The 25,314-nt window shown below is 46.2% G+C and carries 23 protein-coding genes; 12 read left to right on the top strand and 11 right to left on the bottom strand.

All coding sequences use genetic code 11. The features are described 5' to 3' along the window. Positions 1-26: 26 nt before the first annotated feature. Both HZF10_RS14145 and HZF10_RS14140 read right to left on the bottom strand, forming a co-directional pair. Positions 27-983, bottom strand: a complete 957-nt coding sequence (locus HZF10_RS14145; RefSeq protein ID WP_176006873.1) for a glycosyltransferase family 2 protein — start codon at positions 981-983, stop codon at positions 27-29. Next, positions 984-1,508, bottom strand: coding sequence for a DUF4199 domain-containing protein (locus HZF10_RS14140; protein ID WP_176006872.1), 525 nt, complete (start codon positions 1,506-1,508; stop codon positions 984-986). 215 nt (positions 1,509-1,723) lie between these two features. On the opposite strand from HZF10_RS14140, the gene HZF10_RS14135 reads away from it, so the two are divergent. The 3 genes from HZF10_RS14135 to HZF10_RS14125 all read left to right on the top strand — a co-directional run bounded on the left by HZF10_RS14135 (position 1,724) and on the right by HZF10_RS14125 (position 4,229). After that, on the top strand, positions 1,724-1,975 hold the full coding sequence (locus HZF10_RS14135) for a type B 50S ribosomal protein L31 (protein WP_176006871.1): 252 nt from the start codon (positions 1,724-1,726) through the stop codon (positions 1,973-1,975). 254 nt (positions 1,976-2,229) lie between these two features. Continuing rightward, the gene (locus HZF10_RS14130) at positions 2,230-3,405 is read left to right on the top strand and encodes a GlmU family protein (protein WP_176006870.1); all 1,176 of its coding nucleotides are present in this window, start codon (positions 2,230-2,232) and stop codon (positions 3,403-3,405) included. Between the two features lie 482 nt (positions 3,406-3,887). Further along, complete coding sequence (locus HZF10_RS14125) at positions 3,888-4,229, top strand: hypothetical protein (protein WP_176006869.1); 342 nt, start codon at positions 3,888-3,890, stop codon at positions 4,227-4,229. A gap of 31 nt (positions 4,230-4,260) precedes the next feature. On the opposite strand, the gene HZF10_RS14120 is transcribed toward HZF10_RS14125, so the two are convergent. The 3 genes from HZF10_RS14120 to HZF10_RS14110 form a co-directional block, all read right to left on the bottom strand. Continuing rightward, entirely contained in the window at positions 4,261-4,695 is a 435-nt protein-coding gene (locus HZF10_RS14120; protein ID WP_176006868.1) for a PepSY-like domain-containing protein, read from the bottom strand. An 80-nt stretch (positions 4,696-4,775) separates the two neighbouring features. Next, positions 4,776-5,192, bottom strand: coding sequence for a PepSY-like domain-containing protein (locus HZF10_RS14115; protein WP_176006867.1), 417 nt, complete (start codon positions 5,190-5,192; stop codon positions 4,776-4,778). A gap of 73 nt (positions 5,193-5,265) precedes the next feature. Continuing rightward, the gene (locus HZF10_RS14110) at positions 5,266-5,685 is read right to left on the bottom strand and encodes a PepSY-like domain-containing protein (protein ID WP_176006866.1); all 420 of its coding nucleotides are present in this window, start codon (positions 5,683-5,685) and stop codon (positions 5,266-5,268) included. 153 nt (positions 5,686-5,838) lie between these two features. Between HZF10_RS14110 and HZF10_RS14105 the strand changes: the two genes are divergently transcribed. From HZF10_RS14105 to HZF10_RS14090, 4 genes are all read left to right on the top strand, one after another. Then, entirely contained in the window at positions 5,839-7,503 is a 1,665-nt protein-coding gene (locus HZF10_RS14105) for a tetratricopeptide repeat protein (RefSeq protein ID WP_176006865.1), read from the top strand. A 149-nt stretch (positions 7,504-7,652) separates the two neighbouring features. Continuing rightward, entirely contained in the window at positions 7,653-9,539 is a 1,887-nt protein-coding gene (locus HZF10_RS14100) for a T9SS-dependent choice-of-anchor J family protein (protein WP_176006864.1), read from the top strand. Between the two features lie 288 nt (positions 9,540-9,827). Next, positions 9,828-11,153, top strand: a complete 1,326-nt coding sequence (mtaB, locus tag HZF10_RS14095; protein WP_176006863.1) for a tRNA (N(6)-L-threonylcarbamoyladenosine(37)-C(2))-methylthiotransferase MtaB — start codon at positions 9,828-9,830, stop codon at positions 11,151-11,153. A gap of 230 nt (positions 11,154-11,383) precedes the next feature. Then, positions 11,384-11,941, top strand: coding sequence for a hypothetical protein (locus tag HZF10_RS14090; RefSeq protein ID WP_176006862.1), 558 nt, complete (start codon positions 11,384-11,386; stop codon positions 11,939-11,941). 36 nt (positions 11,942-11,977) lie between these two features. Here HZF10_RS14090 and HZF10_RS14085 read toward each other — a convergent pair whose 3' ends face one another. Together HZF10_RS14085 and HZF10_RS14080 are read right to left on the bottom strand one after the other, a co-directional pair. Further along, on the bottom strand, positions 11,978-12,319 hold the full coding sequence (locus HZF10_RS14085; RefSeq protein WP_176006861.1) for a hypothetical protein: 342 nt from the start codon (positions 12,317-12,319) through the stop codon (positions 11,978-11,980). A gap of 105 nt (positions 12,320-12,424) precedes the next feature. Then, positions 12,425-12,709 (bottom strand): GNAT family N-acetyltransferase, encoded by a 285-nt coding sequence (locus HZF10_RS14080; protein ID WP_176006860.1) that lies wholly within the window; start codon positions 12,707-12,709, stop codon positions 12,425-12,427. Positions 12,710-12,946: 237 nt separating this feature from the next. On the opposite strand from HZF10_RS14080, the gene HZF10_RS14075 reads away from it, so the two are divergent. Genes HZF10_RS14075 through HZF10_RS14065 form a run of 3 tightly spaced genes read left to right on the top strand, consistent with a single transcriptional unit; the run spans position 12,947 to position 15,380 of the window. Beyond that, the gene (locus tag HZF10_RS14075) at positions 12,947-13,612 is read left to right on the top strand and encodes an alpha/beta hydrolase family protein (RefSeq protein WP_176006859.1); all 666 of its coding nucleotides are present in this window, start codon (positions 12,947-12,949) and stop codon (positions 13,610-13,612) included. Between the two features lie 47 nt (positions 13,613-13,659). Then, entirely contained in the window at positions 13,660-14,553 is an 894-nt protein-coding gene (locus HZF10_RS14070) for a lytic transglycosylase domain-containing protein (protein ID WP_176006858.1), read from the top strand. Then, positions 14,553-15,380: a sulfite exporter TauE/SafE family protein gene (locus tag HZF10_RS14065; RefSeq protein WP_246282608.1), complete on the top strand. Its 828-nt coding sequence runs from the start codon at positions 14,553-14,555 to the stop codon at positions 15,378-15,380. Before HZF10_RS14070 ends, HZF10_RS14065 begins: the two co-directional genes overlap by 1 nt. A 29-nt stretch (positions 15,381-15,409) precedes the next feature. Here the strand turns inward: HZF10_RS14065 and HZF10_RS14060 are convergent, their stop codons facing one another. Continuing rightward, a complete protein-coding gene (locus tag HZF10_RS14060) occupies positions 15,410-16,111 on the bottom strand; it encodes a TlpA family protein disulfide reductase (RefSeq protein WP_176006856.1) in 702 nt (233 codons plus the stop codon). A 172-nt stretch (positions 16,112-16,283) separates the two neighbouring features. Beyond that, the gene (locus tag HZF10_RS14055) at positions 16,284-16,799 is read right to left on the bottom strand and encodes a DUF2892 domain-containing protein (RefSeq protein ID WP_176006855.1); all 516 of its coding nucleotides are present in this window, start codon (positions 16,797-16,799) and stop codon (positions 16,284-16,286) included. Positions 16,800-17,162: 363 nt separating this feature from the next. Here HZF10_RS14055 and rpmH point away from each other — a divergent pair, with 363 nt between their 5' ends. Continuing rightward, positions 17,163-17,324, top strand: coding sequence for a 50S ribosomal protein L34 (rpmH, locus tag HZF10_RS14050; protein ID WP_026979292.1), 162 nt, complete (start codon positions 17,163-17,165; stop codon positions 17,322-17,324). Between the two features lie 319 nt (positions 17,325-17,643). Next, a complete protein-coding gene (gene carB / locus HZF10_RS14045; protein WP_176006854.1) occupies positions 17,644-20,496 on the top strand; it encodes a carbamoyl-phosphate synthase large subunit in 2,853 nt (950 codons plus the stop codon). Between the two features lie 155 nt (positions 20,497-20,651). On the opposite strand, the gene HZF10_RS14040 is transcribed toward carB, so the two are convergent. Both HZF10_RS14040 and HZF10_RS14035 read right to left on the bottom strand, forming a co-directional pair. After that, positions 20,652-24,500 carry a T9SS type A sorting domain-containing protein gene (locus tag HZF10_RS14040; protein WP_176006853.1) on the bottom strand — a complete coding sequence of 1,283 codons (3,849 nt, stop codon included), beginning with the start codon at positions 24,498-24,500 and terminating at the stop codon, positions 20,652-20,654. 37 nt (positions 24,501-24,537) lie between these two features. Further along, a complete protein-coding gene (locus HZF10_RS14035; protein WP_176006852.1) occupies positions 24,538-25,299 on the bottom strand; it encodes a LytR/AlgR family response regulator transcription factor in 762 nt (253 codons plus the stop codon). Positions 25,300-25,314: the final 15 nt, after the last annotated feature.

The following is a 25,314-nucleotide window of genomic DNA, read 5'->3' as shown; positions in this document are numbered from 1 at the left end:
AATCGCGATAGGAGTTGTTAAGGCGTTTATAAATTAACGGTATCCGAAACTTTGTAACGGTCGTTTCCTTGGCGTGCGCGCAAAATGATTTCTCCCAAAAATCCGGCGAGGAACAATTGCGTACCGATGATCATCGTGGCCAACGAAATATAGAACCACGGGTTTTCGGTCACGAGAATCGTAGGTTCGTGGTCGTACAATCGGATGAGTTTGCTTGCGCCTATGTATCCGGCGGCCAAAAATCCGATCACGAACATGATCGAGCCCAAAGCACCGAACAAATGCATCGGCTGTTTGCCGAAGCGAGACAAAAACCAAATCGTGATCAGATCGAGAAAACCGTTTATGAAACGGTTCATGCCGAATTTGGTCTCGCCGTATTTGCGAGCCCTGTGTTTTACGACTTTCTCTCCGATTTTCTTGAAACCCGCATTCTTGGCCAAAACCGGGATGTAGCGGTGCATTTCGCCCGAAACTTCTACGTTTTTGACCACTCGGTTCTGATACGATTTAAGCCCGCAGTTGAAATCGTGCAACTTCACGCCCGAGGTCATTCTCGCGGCCCAATTGAACAGTTTCGACGGCAGGTTTTTCATCACGACGTTGTCGTAGCGCTTTTTTTTCCAACCCGAAACCAGATCGTATTTGTCGTTGGCGATCATCGCATACAATTCGGGAATTTCTTCGGGATCGTCCTGAAGATCGGCGTCCATCGTGATGACCACGTCGCCCTTGGCTGCGGCGAATCCGGCGTGCAAAGCCTGCGATTTACCGAAGTTCTTCATAAAGCGAATCCCTTTCACATTCGCGTTCTCGTGTGAAAGGGTTTCGATGATGGGCCAGGAATTGTCGGTGCTGCCGTCGTCTATGAAAAGGATTTCGTACGAATACGAGTTCTTTTCCATGACCGAGACGATCCAATTGTGGAGTTCGTGCAACGATTCTTCTTCGTTGAGCAGCGGGATAACTATCGATAAATTCATTTACTCCTTGTAGGTAGGGCGGCTTTTGAAGATCAAGGCCAGCAACAAACCGAAAACGCAGCTTACGGCGATACCGATCGCGAGTCCCATGATTTGGCTTGATATGGAGAATTGATCTTTGTTTTGTATGTCTTCTACGGCTTTGTTGATCTGGTCTGCCGGAGCGCTCATTTTCTGCATGAACGACACCGTTGTCTTTATGGTTTCTTCTTTAACCGTCTCTTTGGCTCCCGGATCTACGAAATTGTAAAGGACGATATTGAACAACGTCGAAATCAGGATCATCAGCACGGCGGCGATGAAATACGTCGTAAACGCTTCCTTGAACGTCATTTGGCCGTTGAGTTCTTTTTTGGTCCTGCTCAACAACATGATAAAACCGACGAGGTAAAGCAGCAAGGCCAATATGCCAAGCCACCATGCGCCATACATGTTGAACGAATACGTGATTACGGCCAGAAGTATGGCCAGGACGCCTAATCCGACTCCGAATGAAACTCCGTTTTTCTTGATGATTGCATTCATGGTGAAGTTGTTTATTTTTGGTTAACAAATATAGCAATTCCGATTTTACGGCTTCCAAAAAATAGATGTCAAAAAACAAGTGTAAAGAATTTGATTTTTAAAAATTAATCGTACATTTGCGCACTCAAAATAAAACAGTAAACCAAAAGCTGTTCCTAGACCATACCTTCTTTAAGAAGCTTCAGGACGAAAAGCAGCATCAAAAAGGATACACCATGAAAAAAGGAATTCACCCGGAATCTTACAGACTAGTCGCTTTCAAAGACATGTCTAACGACGAGGTTTTCATCACCAAGTCTACAGCTGAAACAAAAGAAACAATCACGCACGAAGGAGTTGAATATCCTGTGGTGAAAATGGAGATCTCTCGTTCTTCTCACCCTTTCTACACTGGAAAATCAAAACTTATCGATACCGCAGGACGTATCGACAAGTTCAAAAACAAATACGCGAAATTCAGCAAGTAATTCGCAAATTAGTGTTCAAATTACGAAGAGCCTTTCCGAAACGGAGGGCTTTTTTGTTTTAGTCACAGATTGACGGATTTTCAGATTCACAGAATTTCAGATTGGATGTGGACAGGAAAAGGTTTAATAACAAGTTTCTGTTTCCGGTTAACACAGAACTTCGTATTTTCGGGATGCATTTCAAACCTTGCATTGCGACATTCGCTCTTGGAAGGTTCTGTCAATCTGTTAATCTGAAAATCTGCCATCTAAAAATGAACTACATACTTTTCGACGGCGCCGTCCGTAACGCATTGCTTCCTTTCACTTTTACGCGTCCCGTAGCCGATATCCGCATCGGGATTTTGACGATCCGTGAAAAATGGGAGAAATACCTCGGTAATACGACTACGACGTTGACCGAGGAATACCTTTCCGAAAAATTCCCGATGGTCGAAATGGAAGAGAACGTGATGATTTACGCGTCTTATTGTCCGAACGAAGTGTTGGCCGAAATGGTCAAAAGCCTCGAGCCGAAGCAAGCGATCGCAAAAAACGGCGAAATCATCGCGTTCTATACGCAAGACACTCAGGAAGAAGTCGATTTTGATACGTATGAAATCATAGAATTCAACGACGATTGCATCACCGTGGCCAATCCGTGGGATATTTTCGCCAAGAACGATGCGGCTTTGCGCGAAGATTTCGAATTGTTGACCGACGACCGAAAATCACAGCCGATTCCGTCAAGCGTCAATGTGATCGCTGCCGAAAACATCTTTATAGAAGAAGGCGCGAAACTCGAATTCGTCACGCTGAATGCGTCGACAGGCCCGATCTATATAGGCAAGAACTCCGAAATCATGGAAAATTCCGTTATCCGCGGGCCGTTTGCGCTTTGCGAAGGCGGACAGGTGAAACTGGCGACGAAAGTTTACGGTGCAACTACCGTCGGGCCACATTCAAGGATCGGAGGCGAGGTTTCGAATTCGGTGCTTTTCGGATATTCGAACAAAGGGCACGACGGTTTCCTCGGGAATTCGGTACTTGGCGAATGGTGCAACCTTGGCGCCGACACGAACAACTCGAACCTAAAAAACAATTACGAAGAAGTAAAACTCTGGAGCTACGAAAAAGGAGGATTCGCCAAAACCGGTCTTCAGTTCTGCGGATTGATGATGGGCGACCATTCCAAATGCGGTATCAATACGATGTTCAACACGGGAACGGTCGTTGGCGTAAGCGCGAATATTTTCGGATCCGGATTCCCGCGTAATTTCGTGCCGAGCTTCAGTTGGGGCGGCGCTTCGGGATTCACGACATATCTTACCAATAAGGCCTTCGAGACCGCAAGGATCGTGATGTCGAGACGAAATGTGGCTTTCGATGAGCAGGAAGCGCGTATTTTGGAACACGTTTTCGAGGAGACGAAACAATATAGGAAAGAGTAGTTTTTAGCCGCGAATGACACGAATTTCACCAATAAATTGATTTATGACCTTCGCAGCCAGTTATGGTTAAACGAAAAGTTTTTCGAAACTCACCACGCAATCCAACAATATTTGTTTGCTGTTTGAATTCGCATCCTGACAATACGAAACCATGGAATCCTTTAATTTGCTTTTGCATCGGGTTTCACCGTCCGGATCGTTCATTACGAAACGTAGCCTGGAAAAATTGTTCAATATTTTTCGTTTCAGTATGTTCCTTTCAACGACATCAGATTCTTCCATCATTTGCCTGAGCCATTTTCCAATTTCTTTTTTCATCACTTTTTTGGTAAGGTAGTGCAAGAAGGCGAACAATGCCCTAAGAATTAAGTTTAATTGACAATTAAAAAGAAGACGTAAGAATATAACTATAAAGTGAGTCTTTTTGAAGGCTTAACCCTCGGGCTTGCATTTGTTTGATGAAATAAGGGCTACCTTTAAACATGGATATTTTCGAGAAGATAGAGATCAGACGAAAGGCTGGCGCATGTTGGTTGTATTGCTATAATGATCCGGTCACAGGCCGGTTTTCAGCCATCGATGGCCCTGAAGCCTACGAAAACTTTTTTGACGCGATGCACGATTTAGGTGTCCGATACCTGTACAGCTTCGATATCGACGGAGAGCTCTTGAAAAATATCAATGCTTTGGAAGGACAGATCGACATTTTTGTCATAGAGCCGCACTCTACAATGGTGCAACATTATGAATGTGAAATAGCCTCCGCATTCGGATATAAGGATACAAAATGGGAATTCCTTGTAGCAAAACTTGTCTTCAACTAGCCAATTGCAATTGAAAGATTTATGCTGAATTTTACTTCTGTTTCGCCTTCAAGAACTTCCCGTCCTGCGTAAAGTTCAAATCGGTGTTGTTCGAAATATCGACGTCGATATCCTTATGCCCGATATCGATATGCGTGATTTTTTGGGCCGGATAATTTGCCTTGATATAATCAGTGATTGCCGGTAAAATGTAACCGGTAGGGATCGCGCCGTCGTTACCGTCCACTTCGCGCCAGTGGCCTGAATTCGTGAATTCGATCTCGATTCCGTTGGCCAATTCGACTTCATAACCCTTTTCGCCAATCTGGCTTTCTTTCTTGACTTTTACGATTTTTTCGCCCTTGAAGTGGGTTTCAAGGAAATTCTGGGCTTCTTTGGGCAAGTCCGTCACTTTTAATTTGCTGCCCTGCGCTTGCGAAGCGGTTGCCGTGAACAGGAACAGCAAAAAGAAGATTGCATTTTTCATGATGTGTCGCTTTAGGTTTACCCTAATTTACGACACAACAGGTTATGCATCACCGTCTTTAATATCGTTTTAAGAAGCGATTATAACGGATTTCCTTTGGCGTCGAATTCCAATCCGACCTTATTGTTGAGGTTCACGCCTATGCGGTTGGCGTCTTTTTCTATGTAAGTGATGCGCTTTCGCGGATATTTCGCCTTCACGAAATCGGTTATGTTTTGCGGGATCAATTCTTTCGGAAGCGAAGATCCGTCACCGTCGACGGTACACCATTCGCCATTTTCGGCAAAGCAGATCTGCGTGCCTTGTGCGAGCTTGACCTGGTAGGGAATTGCCGTCTTGTCTTTCTTTTTCACGAATTCGATCGGACGGTATTTATAATATTCGTTTAAAAAAGTACGCGCGGCCGTCGGCAATTCGGCTACCGAGATTTTGGCAGATTGTGCTTGGATCGAAACAATGGAAAACAATAAGAACGAAACGGAAAAAACGTATTTCATAGCAGCAGGTTTTGAGACAAGATACGACAATGTCGAATTTGTAAAGCAGTTTTAATAAAGTTTTGTGGAATGTTTACCGAATGAATTTCCCCGATGTATCGAAAGTGAATTTCTGTCCGTTGACCAACGTGACATCGATCGTCTTGCCTTGGTTCGTGGCTTTGAGCAAGCGTTGTCCGGGCGCATTTTTCTTGATGTATTCGATGATCGTCTGGCCCAAAAACGTAGGCTGTACCGAATGCACTTTTCCGTCCACTTCTTTCCACTTGCCGTCTTCGGTGAAGTCGATTTCTGTATCATCGGCCAAAACCGCCTTGAAACGCACGTTGTCGCCTTCGGTAAATTTCATGCAATGATGCAACGCGACGCTCGTAAAATTCGTCTCTATGAACGTGAGCGCGTTTTCGGGTAATTGCGAAGGTTGGATGTTTTTCTTCTGGGCCGAAACGGTCAGAGCGCAAAAAAAGGCAAAACAGGCGAACAATACTCTCATGCTAATATTCTGGTGGGTAAAAATTGTATAGAGCAAACGTATTATTTTAATTTGAATTGTGTTGAAAACTGTTAATCCTGAATAGCGATTTGCCAATTTACGTTACACATCACAATTTTTTAACCGTTACATTTGATGTTCCAAACAACACCGATGGCTACTAAGAATCTGTTTAGGGGATTTTTCCCGATCGTGCTGCTTTTGCTTTTCGCGGCAGTTCCGGCTTTTGCAAGCCCGAAAGGCGATGCTCAGAAATTGATCGACCAAGGTTTTGCCCGAGTAGAGAAAGGCCAGTTCGGGGAAGCGCTCGAATCTTTTACCCAAGCCCATGTCGTGGCCGAGAAGAATCGGTTGTACGACCAACAATTCGTCGCCAAGAACAACATCGGAATCATCTATTTCAATCTCAATGATTACGGCGAAGCGCTCAATTATTACCTCGAAGCCTACACGATCGCGATCAAATACCTCGATGCCAAGCGCGAGATGACGATACTCAACAACATCGGTACGTTGTATTCGGCCGAAAGCGATTTTGCGAAAGGAGGCGAGTATTTCCGCCGCGCGTACGAAATCGCCAAACGCGAAAACGACAAGCAGAAACTCGCGCTTTATTGCGTGAACCTTGCGCGCGTGGCCAACAAAACAGGCAAAGCGGCATTGGCCGGACAATATCTCGAAGAAGCCGAGCCTTTGATAGGCGATAACAAGGCGTTGAGGCTCCAAGCGCAAATCACCAAGGTCGAAAATCTTGTGATGGAAGGCCAATTTGTCGAGTCGCGAAAGCTGGCTTTTTCGCTTTTCCCGAAAACTTCGAAGATGTCGCTCAACGACGACCGTATCGAACTACTGGTTCATCTTGCTGATGCTTATCACCGTTCGAACATGCAGGATTCCGCTATTTTTTACCTCAAGCGCGGTTTGAGGGAAAACGACGAACTCGAATGGAAAGTGCAGCTTTTCCAACGGCTTTCCGAAAGTTATGCCGCCGACAAAAAACCGTGGCTGGCTTTGCAGTTCAAGGATTCGGTATTGTTTTCCAAAGCGAGTCTCGACAGTACGCGCAATTCGGTGCTTTTCGCGAACAACAAGGTCAAATTCGAATTCCAGCAGTATAAGAACGATTTGAGCCATAACCAACAAAGGTTGTCTTTGGAACGCAAGTTGTTTTTTGTGGCGCTTGCGGTTGCCTTGCTGTTGTTGTTTCTGGTGTACCGACTGTTCCGAAATCGCGCGATCAAGAACGAGCAAAAACGCATCATCGCCATTCGCGAAGCGGAAATCGCGCGTCTTGAACTCGAAAAGGAAAAATCGGTACATCAAAAGCTGGAGCGCCAGTATCACGAACTCGAAACCGAAACCGGATTGCAACAGCGCAAACTCGCCGACGAGATCGGGCAGAAGAACCGTCAATTATCGGCGCGCGCGTTGTATTTGTCGGGGCGAAACGAAATGATCGAGGATTTGATGGAAACACTTATGTCCGTAAAAGGTATTTCGGACAACGCGATCATTCGGTCGAAAGTCAAGGCGCTCAAGGAACATTTGCGCACCGATTCGGAATGGGACAATTTTGTCGGGCATTTCGAGGAAGTCAACCAGGATTTCCTGCACGAACTTAAAAAGCGTCATCCGGATCTCAACGCGAACGACATCCGCTTCATTTCATACCTGTATATGAATCTAAGCTCGAAAGAAATCGGGGCGATTCTCAATATTACGCCCGAAGCCATCCGCAAACGCAAGGAAAGGGTTTCGAAAAAAGTAGGGCTCAACGACTATACTTCTTTATATGACTATCTGGTAAGTATTTCATAATCAAATACAATCACGTTTTTTAGGCAAGGTTGTCACGTTTTTTAGGGTTAAGAAACCGCTATTTTTTTGTTTCGTTTCCAATATTGCGGCTTCAAAAAAACCAAGACGCCGATTTCGGCAAACCACAACCTCTTAAAACTAAAAAACGCATGAAAAACTTTACTTCTTTGTTGGCTTTGCTGCTTTGCTGCTCGGCCATCGCTTCGAACGGCGATCCCGTTAAACGACCGTCCGCAACCAAAAAGACCACACTCGATTGTGAGCCGGTAGCTGTTCCTTTTTATGAAGACTTCGAATCGACGCAAAACGGTTTGCCCGAATGCAGCGCAACCGCTTACCCCGATAACGGAAACGCTTGGGAAACGATCAATTTTCCGGGTAACGGATTCGAAAGCGTCACGCTTGTAGGAACGGGTTCCGTGACCGAAGCCAGCAACAAATGGTTCTTTACGAAAGGTATCCAACTGACTGGCGGAACGACTTACAAGATTTCGTACAAGTACGGAAACAAAAGCGAGGACACGACCGAAAAACTGCATGTGGCTTACGGTACGTCGGCTACGGTCGACGGTATGTCCACTACGATTTCCACGCACAATTCGGTGACTGGCGGCACGCCTCAAACAGTAGACGGAATGCCGTTTACGCCGTCCGCTTCGGGCGTTTATTATTTCGGTTTCCACATGTTTTCGGATGCCAACCAATGGAGTTTGCTGATCGACGACATCGCGATAGAACCGTTCGAATGCGGCGTTCCACAAAACGCGGCTGCATCCGATGTGACGTCTACGACCGCTTCTTTTTCGTGGGAAGCGCCAACTTCGGGAGAACCTGTGATGATGTATCAGTATTGTGTCGTGAACAATAATACTCCTATTGACGGGCCGGTGTCGACAACACTCACAGGTGCTTCGTATTTCCCGTTGGTTCCAGGCGGCACGTACCAGTTTTTCGTGCGTTCGTTCTGTTCGGGCGCTTGGGGCAACTGGTCTGATGCGGTAACTTTCACTACGCCTTGCGGAACTTTTGCGTTGCCTTATTCACAGGATTTCGAATTGGTTGCGTTACCGGAGATTCCGAATTGTACCGCAATCGAGAATGCCGCCGACGGAAACGACTGGATCACTTCCGAAAACCCAGGAAACGGCTTTTCTACTAAGGCATTGCAGTATTCCGGCAACGGACAGGCGGCCTCTGCTTGGTTTTTTACGCCCGGCCTTGAATTGGAAGCGGGAAAGATGTACAAACTTTCGTATAAATATGGCAACAACGGAGCTGGTATCGAGAAGCTGAATGTCAGTGTAGGGGCTGCACAACAGGCCGATGCCATGTCTCCGGGCGGACCGTTCGGGAATTTCGAGAACATTTCTGGAGGTGAAGCCCAGTCGAATTCGGTAGGGCCGTTTCCTGCGGTGAATGGAGCCGGGATTTACTATTTCGGATTCAATGCGTTCTCGGATGCGAGCCAGGGCAATCTTTACCTTGATGATATTTTGGTCGAGGAGTGGATTTGCAATACGCCGACCAATATCGCTGCCGCGGATGTTACCCAAAGTTCGGCTACGGTAAGTTGGGACGCTTCTGTCGGAAACACCGCTCAAGTGTATCAATTTGCGGTCACGACGAGCGAAGAAGAGCCAGCCAATCCGGAGTTTACGCCATCGCTGACGCACGCGCTTGATAACCTTGAGCCTGAAACGACGTACTACATCCACGTACGTGGCCTTTGCTCTGGAGTTTTGAGCGAATGGAACGCGCCCGTGAGTTTTACGACGCAACCATCGCTTGGCTTTGACACGCCTTCGTTCTCGAAGTTGAAAGTATTCCCGAATCCGGTAAAGGATGTGGTATCTGTGGTCAACACGACGAATATCGAAAAAATAGAAATCAGAAGTTTATTGGGTCAATTGATTTCGAGTGCTAATTGTAACGGATTGAACGCCGATGTGTCGCTTGCGCATGTTCCTAGCGGAAGCTACATCCTAAAGGTTTACTCTGAGGGCAGATCGGCTACGGCCAGGCTGCTCAAGGAGTAGTTTTCATTTTAAATTAGTAGAGAGAAGAAGGGAATTCCGCACGTCGGGTTCCCTTTTTCGTTTAAAACGTTCAGCGGCAAAGTTTTGCGATTGGGATTTTTGGCGTAAATTTGCGGCCTCATTCGGAGCAAGGGTTTTGTGGTTTAGACAGACGGATTTCTGGAAACCGCGCCCGCGTTAGGGATTGAAGCGGTTATCCTTTTGGGTTTCGAGTGCTCCCGATGCTTCGGGAGAGAAACCAAAAGATAATAGCGGAAAGCCCGGGCCGAAGGCAACGCCCAAAAGAAAATGGAAAGAAAGAAAGTTGCATTCTATACGCTTGGCTGCAAGCTTAACTTCTCGGAAACCTCGACAATTGCGCGCAGTTTCCATGATGAAGGTTTCGATCGCGTCGAATTTGAAGACGTGGCCGACATTTATGTGATCAATACCTGTTCGGTTACCGAAAACGCCGACAAGCAATTCAAGCAAGTCGTGCGAAAGGCGATGAAGCTCAACGACAAGGCGTTCGTCGCGGCAGTAGGTTGTTATGCCCAATTGAAGCCCGAAGAATTGGCCGCTGTAGACGGTGTCGATTTGGTTTTGGGCGCGACCGAAAAATTCAAGATTACCGATTACATCAACGATTTGTCCAAAAACGATATGGGCGAAGTGCATTCGTGCGAGATACAGGAAGCCGATTTTTACGTTGGTTCGTACTCGATCGGCGACCGCACGCGCGCATTTTTGAAAGTCCAGGACGGATGCGATTATAAATGTACCTATTGTACGATTCCGTTGGCGCGCGGTATTTCCAGATCGGACACGATGGAAAACGTTATGAAGAACGCAAAGGAAATTTCTGAAAAAGGCATCAAGGAAATCGTGCTTACGGGCGTAAACATCGGCGATTACGGAAAAGGCGAATTCGGCAACAAAAAGCACGAGCACACATTTTTCGAACTCGTCCAGAATTTGGATAAGGTTGAAGGGATTGAACGTTTGCGCATTTCTTCGATAGAGCCAAACTTGCTCAAGAACGAGACGATTGATTTCGTTTCACAGTCGCGCACTTTCGTTCCGCATTTCCATATTCCGTTGCAATCGGGAAGCAACGACATCTTGAAGAAGATGAAGCGTCGTTATATGCGCGAATTGTATTCGGAAAGAGTTTCGAAAATCCGTGAAGTCATGCCACACGCTTGTATTGGTGTAGACGTGATCGTCGGGTTTCCTGGGGAAACGGACGAGCATTTTCTCGATACCTATAACTTTTTGAACGAACTCGATATTTCCTATCTGCATGTGTTTACGTATTCGGAAAGGGATAACACTGAAGCCGCCGAATTTGAAGGCGTCGTTCCTGCCAATGTGCGTGCGAAACGCAGCAAGATGCTAAGAGGATTGTCGGTCAAGAAGCGTCGTGCGTTTTACGAAAGCCAACTCGGAAGTACGAGAACGGTTTTGTTCGAGGACGAAAACAAAGAAGGTTACATCCATGGGTTTACAGAGAATTACGTGAAGGTGAAAACGCCTTGGAATCCGGAATTGGCGAACACTTTACAAGAAGTGACGCTCACCAAGATCGATGACGATGGTTTGGTGCGAATGGAGTTTGTAAACGTACTGGCTTGATTTTACTGGAAAGATTTGAATCATTGGATTCATTAAGAAATAGAAAAGCCGGCTTTGTGTCGGCTTTTTTTGTGGTTTGTAAAATTGCCACCACCACCCACCCGAAAGTTAATGCGGTTTCAAAACATATTACTACAGAAAAACTGTATAAAATCTTAAATTACGCAATTAGACAGCCTTACAGGTTCAACATCCTATAAATTGCTTGCAAACTTAAACCACAAAAAAACATGATAAATCTCTCAGAATTAACCGGAGGAACTTTTTTCGGCGGCCGATATGGAATGTCCGACGGAACAATCGTAAACTATAAAAATTGGGAAATCTCCTTTGATTACTATGACTTATATTCAGGAAAATTCAATCAAAGGTTTACTCGGGTTTTTGTTCCTATAACCTCAAAAGATAATTTCAGATTTGAAATCTACAATAATGGAATAATCCGATCTGTCGAAAAACTCTTTGGAGCTCAAGATGTTGAAATCGGAATAAAAGGATTTGATAAAAAATTCATCTTGAAGGCCAATAATGAATTTAAATTGAAAAAGCTCTTACAGAATCCAAACTTAAGAAGTTTAATCGAAAAGGAAAGTGAGTTTAATTTTCAGATATCCAATTACAAAGGAATTTGGGAAGAGAAAACAGAAAACCTTGAGCTTTCCTTTTTTGTGCAAGGAGAAATAAAATCTATGGAAAAATTGAATTCTCTTTTAGACATTTTTAAAATCACGTTAGAAAATCTAGAAGAAAATCATTCGATAACAAAGCCTGCAGCTAACCATCGCTAATTTCCGGACATGTGAAAGCCAATGTCAAAAAAACGATCAATACTTCGAGTGAAATCTCACCTTCGTTATCCGATACACATTCAATCCATACAATTCGACGAATTCGTACACATGTCGACCCGGATGCTTAAAATCCACAAGTCTTTCGGCCGAAATCTCATAATACATTTTTTCGCCTTCCATCATCAATCGCGCGCCGCTGTTGCGATAAGCCGAACGGATCAGCGTGAATTCCGATAAGTTCCACGTCGTAAGATTGGCGTCGAACGTGTCGCCGTGAGAATACAGGCCTTCTGTAATTTCCGTAAGGTCACCATAGTATTTCTGGATACTTTCGAAGAATTCGACGACTTGTTCGCGGAGTTCGTTTGATATCATAAGCCTAGCTTACAAGGTTTGACAGATTGAGTAGATTTGTACAAACGCAAGATATGAGAAAATTATTACTCTATTTTGGGCAATAAAAACGCCCTTGATCGGACATCAAATTTTTATTCCAGGTGGCAACAACTCCTTGTACTTGGGGTTCTTACGGAAGAAGGCCGCGATTTTCGGGAACGTCGGAACTACTTTAAATTTTTTATCGCATGCTTCTTCGAGTATTTGGGTAAGCATGGCGTTGATGAAATCCTCGTTGTCGAAACCTTCGGGCGTGACGATACGCGTGAGGAAAATCTTGCGTTCCTGATGCGAATATTCTACGGTTACGAGTTTTCCATCGGTCGATGCCTCGAACTGTCTTTGAAAAGTATTGTCCTTTATTTCCATAGTCGAATTGTCATTGGTGCTTGCACGATCAAAATTTGAGGCATATGGTGCCGACATTGGACGACTCACATTAACTCATCACCTTTCCATGTCACCTTTCGCCATGTCCGATTCAGCAATCATAATTTGGTGATAAAATAAGTAACACCTCATTGCGTTCAGACTAAAAACGCGTTATTTTTATACAAATTTCGCGATTTTATCGGGTTTTGCCTGTTAGAAATCCGTTAAACATTTATGAGGAAAATTCCCGTATATTTTATGCCTGGGCTCGCCGCGAGTCCCGAGATTTTCGAACGCATCCATTTACCGGATGAGCAATTCGAGACACACATGCTCGAATGGACGCTGCCGTTGCCCGCAGAATCGCTCACCGATTACGCCAAGCGCATGGCAATGAACGTGAAACACGAGAAAGCCGTATTGCTTGGGGTTTCGTTCGGAGGCGTTTTGGTGCAGGAAATGGCGCAATTCACAAATCCCGAAAAGGTCATCATCATTTCGAGTGTGAAATGCAATGCCGAATTTCCGCGTCGCATGAAAATGGCCAAATACACCAAACTCTATAAGATTTTTCCGACGCATCTGGCCGAAAATTTCGAGAAATTCGAAAAGTTGCCTTTCGGAAGCAAATTCCGCCAACGCTTCAAACTGTACGAAAAATTCCTTGCGATGCGCGACAAGCTGTATCTCGATTGGGCGCTCGAGCAAATTATTCTTTGGAAGCGTTCGGTTCCCGATCAAAAAGTCATCCACATCCATGGCGATTCCGACGAGGTTTTTCCCGCGAAATATATCACGAGCGAATTCATTCCCGTGAAAGGCGGCACGCACATCATGATTTTGAACAAATACAAATGGCTTAACGAAAACCTTCCCAAAATTATCCTCGAGACAAAATGATTCGGTCCGATTTTCGTAGTTTTACCGTACTTCCAAAAAATACTCCCATGAATTCGATCAACAAGCTTACGTTTATAGCCGCCGCCATTTTGGTGAGCAGTTTCCTGATATACGGCGTCTCGACAGACACCAAAAAAGAACTGCTTCACGAGAATACCAAAATGTATTTTCCGAGTCAGGCCGATTTTTGCGGTGAAGCCGTTCCTTTGCAGATTTCGGATGTGCGCGAACGCTTTGACCGCGAGCTTTTGGTCAACGCCAACCTCGATGCGACTACGCTGATCATCATCAAACGTGCCAACCGTGCCTTTCCCGTAATCGAACCGATCTTGGCTAAATATGGTGTTCCCGACGATTTTAAATATTTGGCGGTAATCGAAAGCGGATTGGTGAATGCCGTTTCTCCAGCCGGTGCACGAGGCGTTTGGCAATTCATGCCGGCCACGGCAAAAGAGCGCGGAATGGAAGTGAACGATATCGTAGACGAACGCTACAACCTCGAGAAATCGACCGAAGCGGCCTGCAAATACCTGATCGACGCCAAAGCGCGCCTAGGAAGCTGGACGCTTGCCGCCGCTTCTTACAACGGTGGGATTTCGGGTGTGAACAAACAGATCGACTTCCAAAAAGTATCGAATTATTACGACCTTCTTTTGACCGACGAGACCGCGCGTTACGTTTTCAGGATCATCGCGCTCAAGGAAATCATGAAGAATCCCGCGATGTATGGTTTTACGGTAGCGCCCGAAGAAACGTATCCGTTGTTGCCGGTACGCAAGGTCGAGGTCGATTCTACGATAGATGATTTGGCCGCGTTCGCAAACGGTCAAGGTATCAATTATAAAATCCTCAAAATCCACAACCCGTGGTTGCGCGACCGCAAACTCACCAACGTAGCGCGCAAGAAATACGTGATCGACATTCCGACAAGCGGCTATTGATGGATAATTTCTGGCTGCTTATCGCGATCGGATTCACGATCGGTACCGTCGGGACTTTGATAGGTGCGGGCGGAGGCTTTATTCTCGTGCCTTTGCTGCTTATTTTCCATCCCGAACTCGATCCGGAAACGATAACCGCGATTTCGATGGCGGTCGTGGCGGCCAATTCCATTTCGGGCACGTCGGCTTACATGTACAACAAACGCGTCGACTACAAGGCAGGATTGATTTTTGCCGTTTGTACGATTCCGGGCTCGATACTTGGCGTTTGGACGACGAAAATCATTCCGCGTGGCACTTTCGACATCGCATTCAGCATCATTCTCGTATCACTTGCTATTTTCCTGTTCATCAAAGGCGGAAAAGGCAAGCCGCAAAGCAAGGTCGTGCTCGAACACAAAGGTTGGGTTCATCAAAAACTCACGGACCGTTCGGGAGAAACCCACGAATACAGCTACGATTTGCGTAAAGGCACGTTCTTAAGTGTCGTCGTCGGTTATCTGTCGCCGATCATGGGAATCGGTGGCGGCATCATACATGTTCCCGCTATGGTCGAATGGTTGCGCTTTCCGGTGCATATCGCAACGGCGACTTCACATTTTATCCTTGCAATTATGGCGTCGGCTACCGTTGCGACACATTTTTTCGAAGGAACATATGGCGATGCGCAAGTGCAGCATCTCGTATTGGGCTTGGTCATAGGTATCATTCCCGGAGCGCAGGTCGGAGCCATCCTTTCGCATAAAATTCACGGGAAGTCGATCATTCGCGCGCTTGCGATTTGCCTTGTGCTCGTTGGTGTCCGAATTCTCGTCGGAAGCTTGTGAAGTGATTTTGCCGGATGTAATGAAAGTGCTTAATCCTGACTAAGCACCGCAAGTTGGTGCATCTGATCTTTTTTCTGCATGAAATCCGTAAGGCGTTCGTCGAACAACGCATAATTCATTTCCATGGCTTTTCGCGATGGCGTGCGCGGCGGAATCGCGATACCGCCTCTTTTGATGTCGACTACTTCCATATCGCTGTTCAAAAAGTAAGAGGTCGGAAAACCGAGCGTGTGCTTTAACGTAGAAACGGCCGTCGCATCGTTCTTGTACGATTCGTTCGCGTAACACACTTTGATCTTTCCGTTGAATTGGCGCCCGATTTTTTTCATGTTCTGTTTCGTATCCCAAAATACGACGATGAACTGGATCGAATCGTTGTAATTACGCGCAAGTTTGTTCAAAGCCGCGATTTCGCCTTTGTTGATCACGCACCACGAAGAATAGGTGATGATAAACGTCGGTTTCCCGATTTTGCTGAGCTTGACCTTTTTGCTGTTGACGCTTTTAAACGTGTAATCATCGAATTTAGAACCTACAAGATGATTTTTCACCAAAGAATCGAAAAGTGCCTGGCCTTTTTCGATGTCACCGTTTTGGTAGACCTTGTCGGATTCTTTGTTGTATTTCTTGATGTTCGATTTTATCGCGTCCGAAAAGAGAATGGTTTTTTCCTGGCTTATTGCCGATTGGGGCGCGAAAACGATAAGGAAGAAAAGTAAAATTAATCTCATAAACATTCATTTTTAAGATTAATACTAATCAAAGTTAGAAAAAGTTGTTAACAATGTTTGGTTTTGTCTATTAATTTTTCATTTCGGATGTGTTTTTTTATTATGAAGAAATGGTGCGAAATAAAAAACCCGTCCAAATTGAACGGGCCCTCAATATAATTATGTCGGTAAATCAGATGCGCTTCAATTGCTCTTTTAGCATCGCGATCTGGTCTTTTAGCATATTGTGCTTGTCGAGTTTCTTGGCTTCTGCCAACAGGTTCTGGGCTTCGATCTTGCGACGTCTTCCTGCTGCGATCCCGGCCAGTTGCAATTTCACTACGGCCATGTCCATATCCATCGAAAGTCCGTATTCTACCGCTTTCTTGAAATATTTCTCGGCTTGATTGAGGTTGGTTTGAGACAGCATGATGCCTTGCAGGTAATTGTAATATCCTTTTTGTTTGGTCACCAAAGCCGTTTCGGGATTCTTGATGTGTGCAAGCCATTTCTGTGCGCCCGCGAAATCCTGTTTCCTCAATTTAAGGAAAGCCAATAAGATGAATTCGTTCTTGAAGTAAAGGAAAATCGGCAATGCGGTAAGGATGATCAGGAAAATCCCGTTCCCGATGTTGCCTTCGGTAAACTGCCAGATCGCAACCGCGAAAATCACGACGGCGATACCGATCTTTATATTTTTATTGAACATGATGTGTTTTTTAGCGCGGCAAAGATAGGTTTTTTTGGCGTTAAGCAATAGGCTTTAAGCTTTATGCCGTGTCCAAATTTACACTTGTGGCGTTTGATGGCAGTTCGTATTGTTTGCGGTTTAACATTTGATGCGGAAAATCTGTAATGATGCAAGTTTTGGAATCGATAAATTTGCTTGGGTGGGCACGAAGTCGCATCAGAAAAAGCATAATCGAAACGACACATTCCAGCTTAGAAAATATTTTTTCAAATTCCACTTGCGAAAAAAGAAAAACTGCCTATATTTGCACTCGGTTTTGAAACACGTAATCACTACCGCACAATCCGATAGTTATTCACGACATTTAAAGATAGTTAAGCGATGAGCAAAAGAACATTTCAACCATCAAAGAGAAAAAGAAGAAACAAGCACGGTTTCATGGAAAGAATGGCCTCTGCCAATGGTAGAAAGGTACTTGCCCGTCGTCGTGCCAAAGGACGTCACAAATTGACCGTTTCTTCTGAGCCAAGACACAAGAAATAATGTGCAAAAAACATTAAAGAAGGCGTTACTTTTAGAGGTTGCGCCTTTTTTTATACCTTGTCGCGAAGTATTGAAAAGTCTTCAAAAACAAGGGACGTTCTAAAGAATATGACCATTTTCAGGAGCTGATCCGGCTGCCGCTGCAAGCTTTCTTGAAATCCATAAATTTTTCTGTGTCTGCAAAGAGCTTCCGTTGGTCGCTTTCGCAGACACGAAAAATCAAATGGCTTACTTCAAAAGGCTTTTCGCTTGCATCCGGGCTAGGCAAAGTTCCAGAAGAAAGTCCTGACATATCCACAAACCCGCAACACACAACTACATGCCAAAAGACACTTCCATCAAATCCGTCCTCATTATAGGATCAGGCCCAATCGTAATCGGACAGGCTTGCGAATTCGATTACGCTGGTTCGCAATCGGCTCGTTCGATCCGCGAAGAAGGAATCGAGGTCATCCTGATCAACTCGAATCCGGCGACGATCATGACCGATCCGAGCATGGCTGACCACGTCTACCTCAAGCCGCTTACCACAAAATCAATCATCGAAATCCTTAAGGAACATCCGCAAATCGACGCGGTTTTACCCACGATGGGAGGGCAAACGGCTCTGAACCTTTGCCTCGAAGCCGAAGAAAAAGGCATTTGGGACGATTTCGGCGTGAGACTCATAGGTGTCGATATCAACGCGATCAATATCACAGAAGACCGCGAGCAGTTCAAGCAGTTGCTCGAAAAGATAGAAATCCCGGCGGCTCCGGCCAAAACGGCAACTTCGTTCCTTAAAGGAAAAGAGATCGCACAGGAATTCGGGTTTCCGCTCGTAATCCGTCCTTCGTTTACGCTTGGTGGAACGGGCGCGGCTTTCGTGCACAAAAAAGAAGATTTCGACGAACTCTTGACAAGAGGTTTGGAAGCGTCGCCAATCCACGAAGTATTGATCGACAAAGCACTTTTCGGATGGAAAGAATACGAATTGGAATTGTTGCGCGACAAAAACGATAACGTCGTGATCATCTGTTCCATCGAAAATATGGATCCGATGGGCATCCACACCGGAGATTCGATCACGGTCGCTCCGGCCATGACGTTAAGTGACGCGACTTTCCAGAAAATGCGTGACATGGCCATCAAAATGATGCGTTCGATCGGAAACTTTGCCGGCGGATGTAACGTACAGTTCGCGGTTTCTCCAGACGAAAAAGAAGACATAGTCGCCATCGAGATCAACCCGCGCGTATCGCGTTCATCGGCATTGGCATCGAAAGCTACGGGTTATCCAATTGCAAAAATCGCATCGAAACTCGCGCTTGGTTATACATTGGACGAACTCCAGAACCAAATCACCAAATCGACATCGGCACTTTTCGAACCGACGCTCGATTACGTGATCGTAAAAATCCCGCGTTGGAACTTCGACAAATTCGAAGGTGCAGACAGGACTTTGGGCTTGCAGATGAAATCGGTAGGCGAGGTGATGGGCATCGGACGTTCGTTCCAGGAAGCGCTTCACAAAGCGACCCAATCGCTCGAGATCAAAAGAAACGGTCTTGGCGCCGACGGAAAAGGCTACAAAAATTACGAACAGATCATAGAAAAATTGACGTTCGCAAGCTGGGATCGTGTATTCGTGATCTACGATGCGATCGCGATGGGAATCCCGTTGTCGAGAATCCACGAAATCACAAAAATCGATATGTGGTTCCTCAAGCAATACGAGGAATTGTACATTCTCGAGAAAGAAATCTCGAATTATAAAATAGACAACCTTCCGAAAGAACTGCTTTTGGAGGCCAAGCAAAAAGGTTTCGCCGACCGTCAGATCGCACATATGATGGGCTGTCTCGAATCGCAAGTATATAATTTGCGCGAGCAGATGAACGTAAAGCGCGTCTACAAACTCGTCGATACGTGCGCTGCCGAATTCAAGGCGCTAACCCCATATTACTATTCGACTTTCGAGGCCGAAATCCAAAAAGCCGACGGAACGACCTACGTTTCGAACGAAAGTATCGTCACCGACAAGAAAAAAGTCGTGGTTTTGGGTTCAGGCCCGAACCGCATCGGACAAGGAATCGAGTTCGATTACTCTTGCGTGCACGGCGTTTTGGCTGCGAAAGAATGCGGTTACGAAACCATCATGATCAACTGTAACCCCGAAACGGTTTCTACCGATTTCGACACGGCAGATAAGCTCTACTTCGAGCCGGTTTTCTGGGAACACATTTACGATATCATCCGACATGAGAAACCCGAAGGCGTCATCGTGCAGCTTGGCGGACAGACGGCATTGAAACTCGCCGAAAAACTCGACCGCTACGGCATAAAAATCCTCGGTACAAGTTTCGACGCGCTCGATTTGGCAGAAGACCGCGGACGTTTCTCTGAATTGCTCGAATCGCTTCACATCCCATTCCCGAAATTCGGGGTTGCGGAATCGGCAGAACAGGCATCGCAGTTGGCCGATGTGCTCGACTTCCCGCTTTTGGTGCGTCCATCGTACGTTCTTGGCGGACAAGGCATGAAAATCGTGATCAACAAACAGGAACTCGAAGAGCACGTAATCGATTTGCTCAAGAACATCCCAGGAAATAAATTGCTTCTCGATCATTATCTCGACGGTGCGATCGAAGCCGAAGCCGATGCGATCTGCGACGGAGAAGATGTGTACATCATCGGAATCATGGAACATATCGAACCTTGCGGTATCCACTCGGGCGATTCGAACGCGACGTTGCCTCCGTTTAACCTTGGAGAATTCGTGATGCAACAAATCAAGGACCATACGAAGAAGATCGCATTGGCGCTCAAAACCGTCGGGCTCATCAACATCCAATTCGCGATCAAGGACGATATCGTGTACATCATCGAAGCCAACCCGCGCGCGTCGAGGACCGTTCCGTTTATCGCGAAAGCGTATGGAGAACCGTATGTGAACTATGCGACGAAAGTGATGCTCGGCGAGAAAAAGGTCAAAGATTTCACGTTCAATCCGAAACTCAACGGATTCGCGATCAAGCAACCGGTATTCTCATTCTCGAAATTCCACGGCGTGAACAAGGCGCTTGGGCCTGAAATGAAATCGACAGGCGAAAGCATTTTGTTCATAGACGACTTGAAAGACGACCAGTTTTATGAGTTGTATTCGAGACGTAAGATGTATTTGTCGAAATAATTAAAAGATTTAAAGATTGGAAGATTCCGTCTTTGAAATGAAAAGCCTCGATTATTCGGGGCTTTTGTTTTTGAACTCCGGCAATCCGTTTATACTTGGCCAACGGAGAGCCATAAAAAAGCCTCGAATAATCGAGGCTTTAAAATTTGTTTGGATCAGTTGCGTATTACTTTTTCGACCTTGCTTCCTTTTTCGGTCGTAATCCTTAAAAAGTACAGGCCGTTTGTTCGCGAAGACAAGTCGATCGAATCCAGGTTCAGGTTCTTTTGTAGCAATCTGCCCTGTACGTCGAACAATTCCAATGATTGTACGTCGTATTCGCTTTTCACGTTTACGATGCCGTTTGACGGATTCGGGTAAACCGAAACGCTGTCATCCGTTTCAAAATCGGGATTCTGCAAGCTTTGGTACACGGTTTCGGCCTCGTTGGTCTCGATCGGGAAGTTGTAGTCAAAGAAAATCTCGGCTTTCTTGGCTACGAAATCGCCGTCGGTCAATCCGTCGTTCGAGCGGATCTTGAACAGTACGTTTCCGTGCCCGCCAACCGGTGGATCGCCAGCAGACGCGTCCAATTCTATATTCTCGAAAATGAACTCGACGATATTCCCGCGGATCACGGTGCGCGCATTATGTGAAGTGTTCAACACCTGAAGCGAATGCAGGTCGTACTGGCCTTCGTCTACCGTCGTGCGCACGATTACGTTTACGGCGTTCGCGCTTCCCGTGTTTTCGAAATTCACGATGTAGTGCAGATAGTTCCCGATTTCTGTCGGGGAAACGGTATTTCCTTCAAGACATGTGATATCGTTCGGGTCGAATGAATTCACGACGATCTGGTTGAACGCAAATGCGTTGTCCGATGGCGTCTCATCACCCGCGACAGGAGTTATCGAAGTCGTGAAGTTCAAGATGTCGCCGTTGTTTACCGCAGGCGTTTCTGTCGGTGAATTCACGTTGAATTCGAGTCTTATCGTACGACTTTCGAAAGGCAGCAATCCGCTGTACGACCATTCGAGGTTGTTCGAAGTTTGCGTGTCGAATGCAGGAACCGACGTCAACAAATCCAATTTCGAATCGTCAAAACCAAGCGTCACGGTGCCCGAAAGCGCGGTGTTTCCTTTGTTTTTGTAAACCACTTCGTAAACGGCGTCAAAACCTGGGCGCGCCGGTGTGATCGGACTGATCACGATTTCTATATCAGGATGGACTCCGTTGGCCGACAGACAGAAACTCTGGTTGCTGATGTTATTGTTGTTGTCGGGGAAGTTGATCGACGCGCTCGCAGGCGAAATGTTGAACGCCGATGCATTCTCGATATTCGGGAATAAAGTGTAGTTTCCGGCATCTGCATAAAACGTACAGATTCCGTCAGTATTGGTGAACGCCGAACCTGTCGTGAACCCGTCGGTAAAATCGACCCTGATGTTCGGGTGCAACGGGTCGTTGATGTTACAACCGTTGTTGTTTCCGTCGAAAATCGTCGTTCCGATTACGGTATTATGCGGTCCGCCCGGCGTGAACGTACAATACGAGTTCGAAACGGTCGTGGTCATACCCAAACTGTTGAGCTGCGATTGTACGCTCGCCAATTGCGCGTCATCGGCACAAATGTAAGCCAACGTAGGATTGTTCGCCAGGTTGAGGTTGGTTTCGAAACTTCCGTTTTTAAGGAACAGTTCGGTAAGCAAATTGTCCTGGCACCACATATCGGTAAGGCGGTTCGTATTGCTTACGTCGAGCGAGGTGATTTGGTTGTTGTTGCAGTACAATCCCTGAAGTACGGCAGACTGGCTCACGTCAAGGCTCGTAAGTTGATTGGCGTTGCAACTCAACGTGACCAGATTGGTGAGATTGCTTACGTTAAGGTTCGAAATCTGGTTGTCGGCGCAATTCAGATAGATGATGTCGGGCGAGTTGCTCACGTCGAGACTCGTAAGCTGGTTGCCGCTGCAATTGAAATCGTACATATCGGCCTGTGCGCTTACGTCAAGATTCGTGAGGTTGTTTGCAGAACAGTAAAATACCGCCAGATGCGGCAATCCGCTTACGTCAAGGCTTGAAATGTTGTTCCCGCCGCAGTTCAACGAGGTAAGTTCCGGTAAGTTGGAAACATCCAAAGTAGAAATTTGGTTGCCGTTACAGCTCAACGTGAGAAGTCCGGGCATGGCACTCACGTCGAGAGACGAAATCTGGTTCGAATCGCAATTCAAACTTGTGAGAAGCGTAAGCCCGCTCAAATTCAAGGTCGTAAGCAAGTTCGTATTGCAGTTGAGTTTCGTAAGGTTCGTCATGTTGACCACGTTCAAAGTCGCGATCGAATTGTGCGAACAATCCAATTCGGTGATGTTGACCAAACCTGTCATATTGAGGTTTGAAAGCTGGTTCCATCCATAATTCAGAGACGTAAGGTTCGTCAATCCGATCAAATCGAGGCTCGTAAGCTGGTTGTGCGAACAATCCAACGTCGTAAGTTCGGTAAGTCCGTTCACGATAAGCGTCGGCAAATTGTTTTTCGAACATTTCAGCTGTTGCAGATGCGTGAGGTTGTTGACGTTGATAGAAGTGATCAGGTTGCCTGCCGCGCCGATTTGTCCGTCGAAACCGTAATTCGAAAAGTCGAGGTATTTGAGGTTCGTCAATCCGCTGACGTTGAGCGACGTGATCTGGTTTCCGACGATAGCCGTCGAAATATTGTTCGAGCAATCCAGATATTCCAACGACGTCAATCCGCTCACGTTAAGTCCCGTAAGCTTGTTGTTGTTGCAGTCGAGGTGTTTCAGGTTCGGAACGCCTGCCAAATTAAGCGTTTGGATCTTGTTGCGGCTGCAGTTCAATTGTTCCAGATTCGCAAGATTGTTCAAACTCAGGTTGACGAGTTGGTTGTTGTTGCAATTCAAAGCGAGCAAATTGTCCAATCCGTTCAACGTAAGGCTCGTAAGTTGGTTGCTTGGGATGTCGAGCGCTTCAAGGCTCACCGAACCCGTGCCGTTCACGGTAAGGCTCGTCATCAAAGAACCGTACATATGGATGGTGGAATTGTTGCTGAAACCCGAAACGTTCAACGTCACGCTTGCCTGCGGAAGTGACAGCGTCACATCGTTTACGTTTTGGAATCCGTTGAGCGTCAAATTCGAATTCGATCCCGCATATTGGAAATTGACCAATGCGTTGAGGTTGTTTCCGTTGATCACGGCATTGTTCGGCAAATACGAGCATTCGACAGCCGAGAGTTGCGTAAGTCCGTTCAAATTCAACACGGCAATGTTGTTTTCTCCGCAGCTCAAATGCGTAAGGTTCGTTTGGCTGCTCAAATCGAGCGTCGTAAGCAGGTTGTAAAAGCAATACAATTGCGTAAGCGCCGTCAATCCGTTAAGGTTGAGATTCGTAAGTTGGTTGTGGTCGCAAATCAACGAGCTCAATACAGGAAGGTTGTTCACCGAAAGGTTTGTCAGTTGGTTATAGCTGCAACTCGCCGACAATAAACCGGTCAATCCGTTCAGGTTAAGCGATGACAATTCGTTGTTGTTGCAGCTCAGAAACTTGAAATTCGGAGACGTGCCCAAGTTGAGGTTCGAAATCTGGTTCGTTTCGCAAAAGAGGAATTCAAGGTTCGGCAACGCACTGATGTCGAGGCTTGTGAGCGAGTTGTCGCCGCAATACAAGCGTTTGAGGTTCACGAGCGCACTCACGTCAAGGCTCGAAAGTTGGTTGCTGTGCACGTCGAGGTGACGCAGGTTCGTAAAACTCGAAATCCCGCTCAAATTCGAAATGATGCTGCCGCCGAGGTTCAGATTGTAAACGGCCAGCGCCTCGCTTTCCTGGATTTGTCCGTCGCTGTTGCTGTCGACTTTGATGGGCGTCGTTCCGTTTGAGCCGATCGCGATCGTATTGTTCGTGTCGGCGACCAACAACATCGCCCTGAAAACGGGATCGGGAATGTTGACGATTTGCGCATTGCCCGCAACGGCCAGCAATAAAAGCGCTATTTGTAAAATTTTCTTCATGATTTCTTTTTTAATGTTCGTTTTTTGATTGATTGGGTTAAAGAGCTTTAATAAGTTCTTGTAATTTTTCCTTTTTGCTCTGCGCGATCGGGATGTTCGAATTGTCGGCCATCACCACATAACCGCCATCGGTTTTTATGTACGATTTGAGGTACGAAAGGTTGATAAGGTGTGATTGGTGGATGCGTTCGAAACCGTGTTCGGTGAGCAATTCCTCGTATTCCTTGAGCGTTTTCGAAATCAGTACGGGCTTGTGGTTCTTGATGTAAAACTGGGTGTAGTTCACTTTCGCTTCGCACCGTATGATGTCGGCCACGTCGAACAAATGGATGCCGTCGCTCGTAGAAAGCGCGATCCGCTTGAAATTGTCGACCTTCTTCCGGATGTTTTCCAACAACAAATCGATATGCTCGAACGAATTGTTCTTGTTCACGGCTTCCTTGATCTTGGCGATGGTGTTCTGCAATTCCTCAAAATCGACGGGCTTCAGGATAAAATCAAGAGCCGAGAATTTGAACGCTTTCACCGCATATTGCTCGTGAGCCGTGATGAACACGATGTGCGCCTTGATTTTTCCCGAGCTTTCGGACAGTTTCTCGAGCATGTCGAAACCCGTACCGTCACTCAAATGGATGTCGAGGAAAATCACCTGCGGCTGCAATTTTTTTACGGCTTCGATTCCCGTCTTGACGCTTTCGGCCTCACCGATTATCGCGATATCGTCGGTGTAGCGTTCGAGCAAAGCTTTGAGGCCGGTGCGCAAATGGTGGTCGTCGTCTATGAGTATGGCTTTTATCATTTGTATTGTTTATTC

It is taken from the genome of Flavobacterium agri, from assembly GCF_013401995.1.
In the GTDB taxonomy this organism is placed as follows: Bacteria; Bacteroidota; Bacteroidia; order Flavobacteriales; family Flavobacteriaceae; genus Flavobacterium; species Flavobacterium agri.
This window is presented reverse-complemented; position numbering and strand designations above follow the sequence as displayed.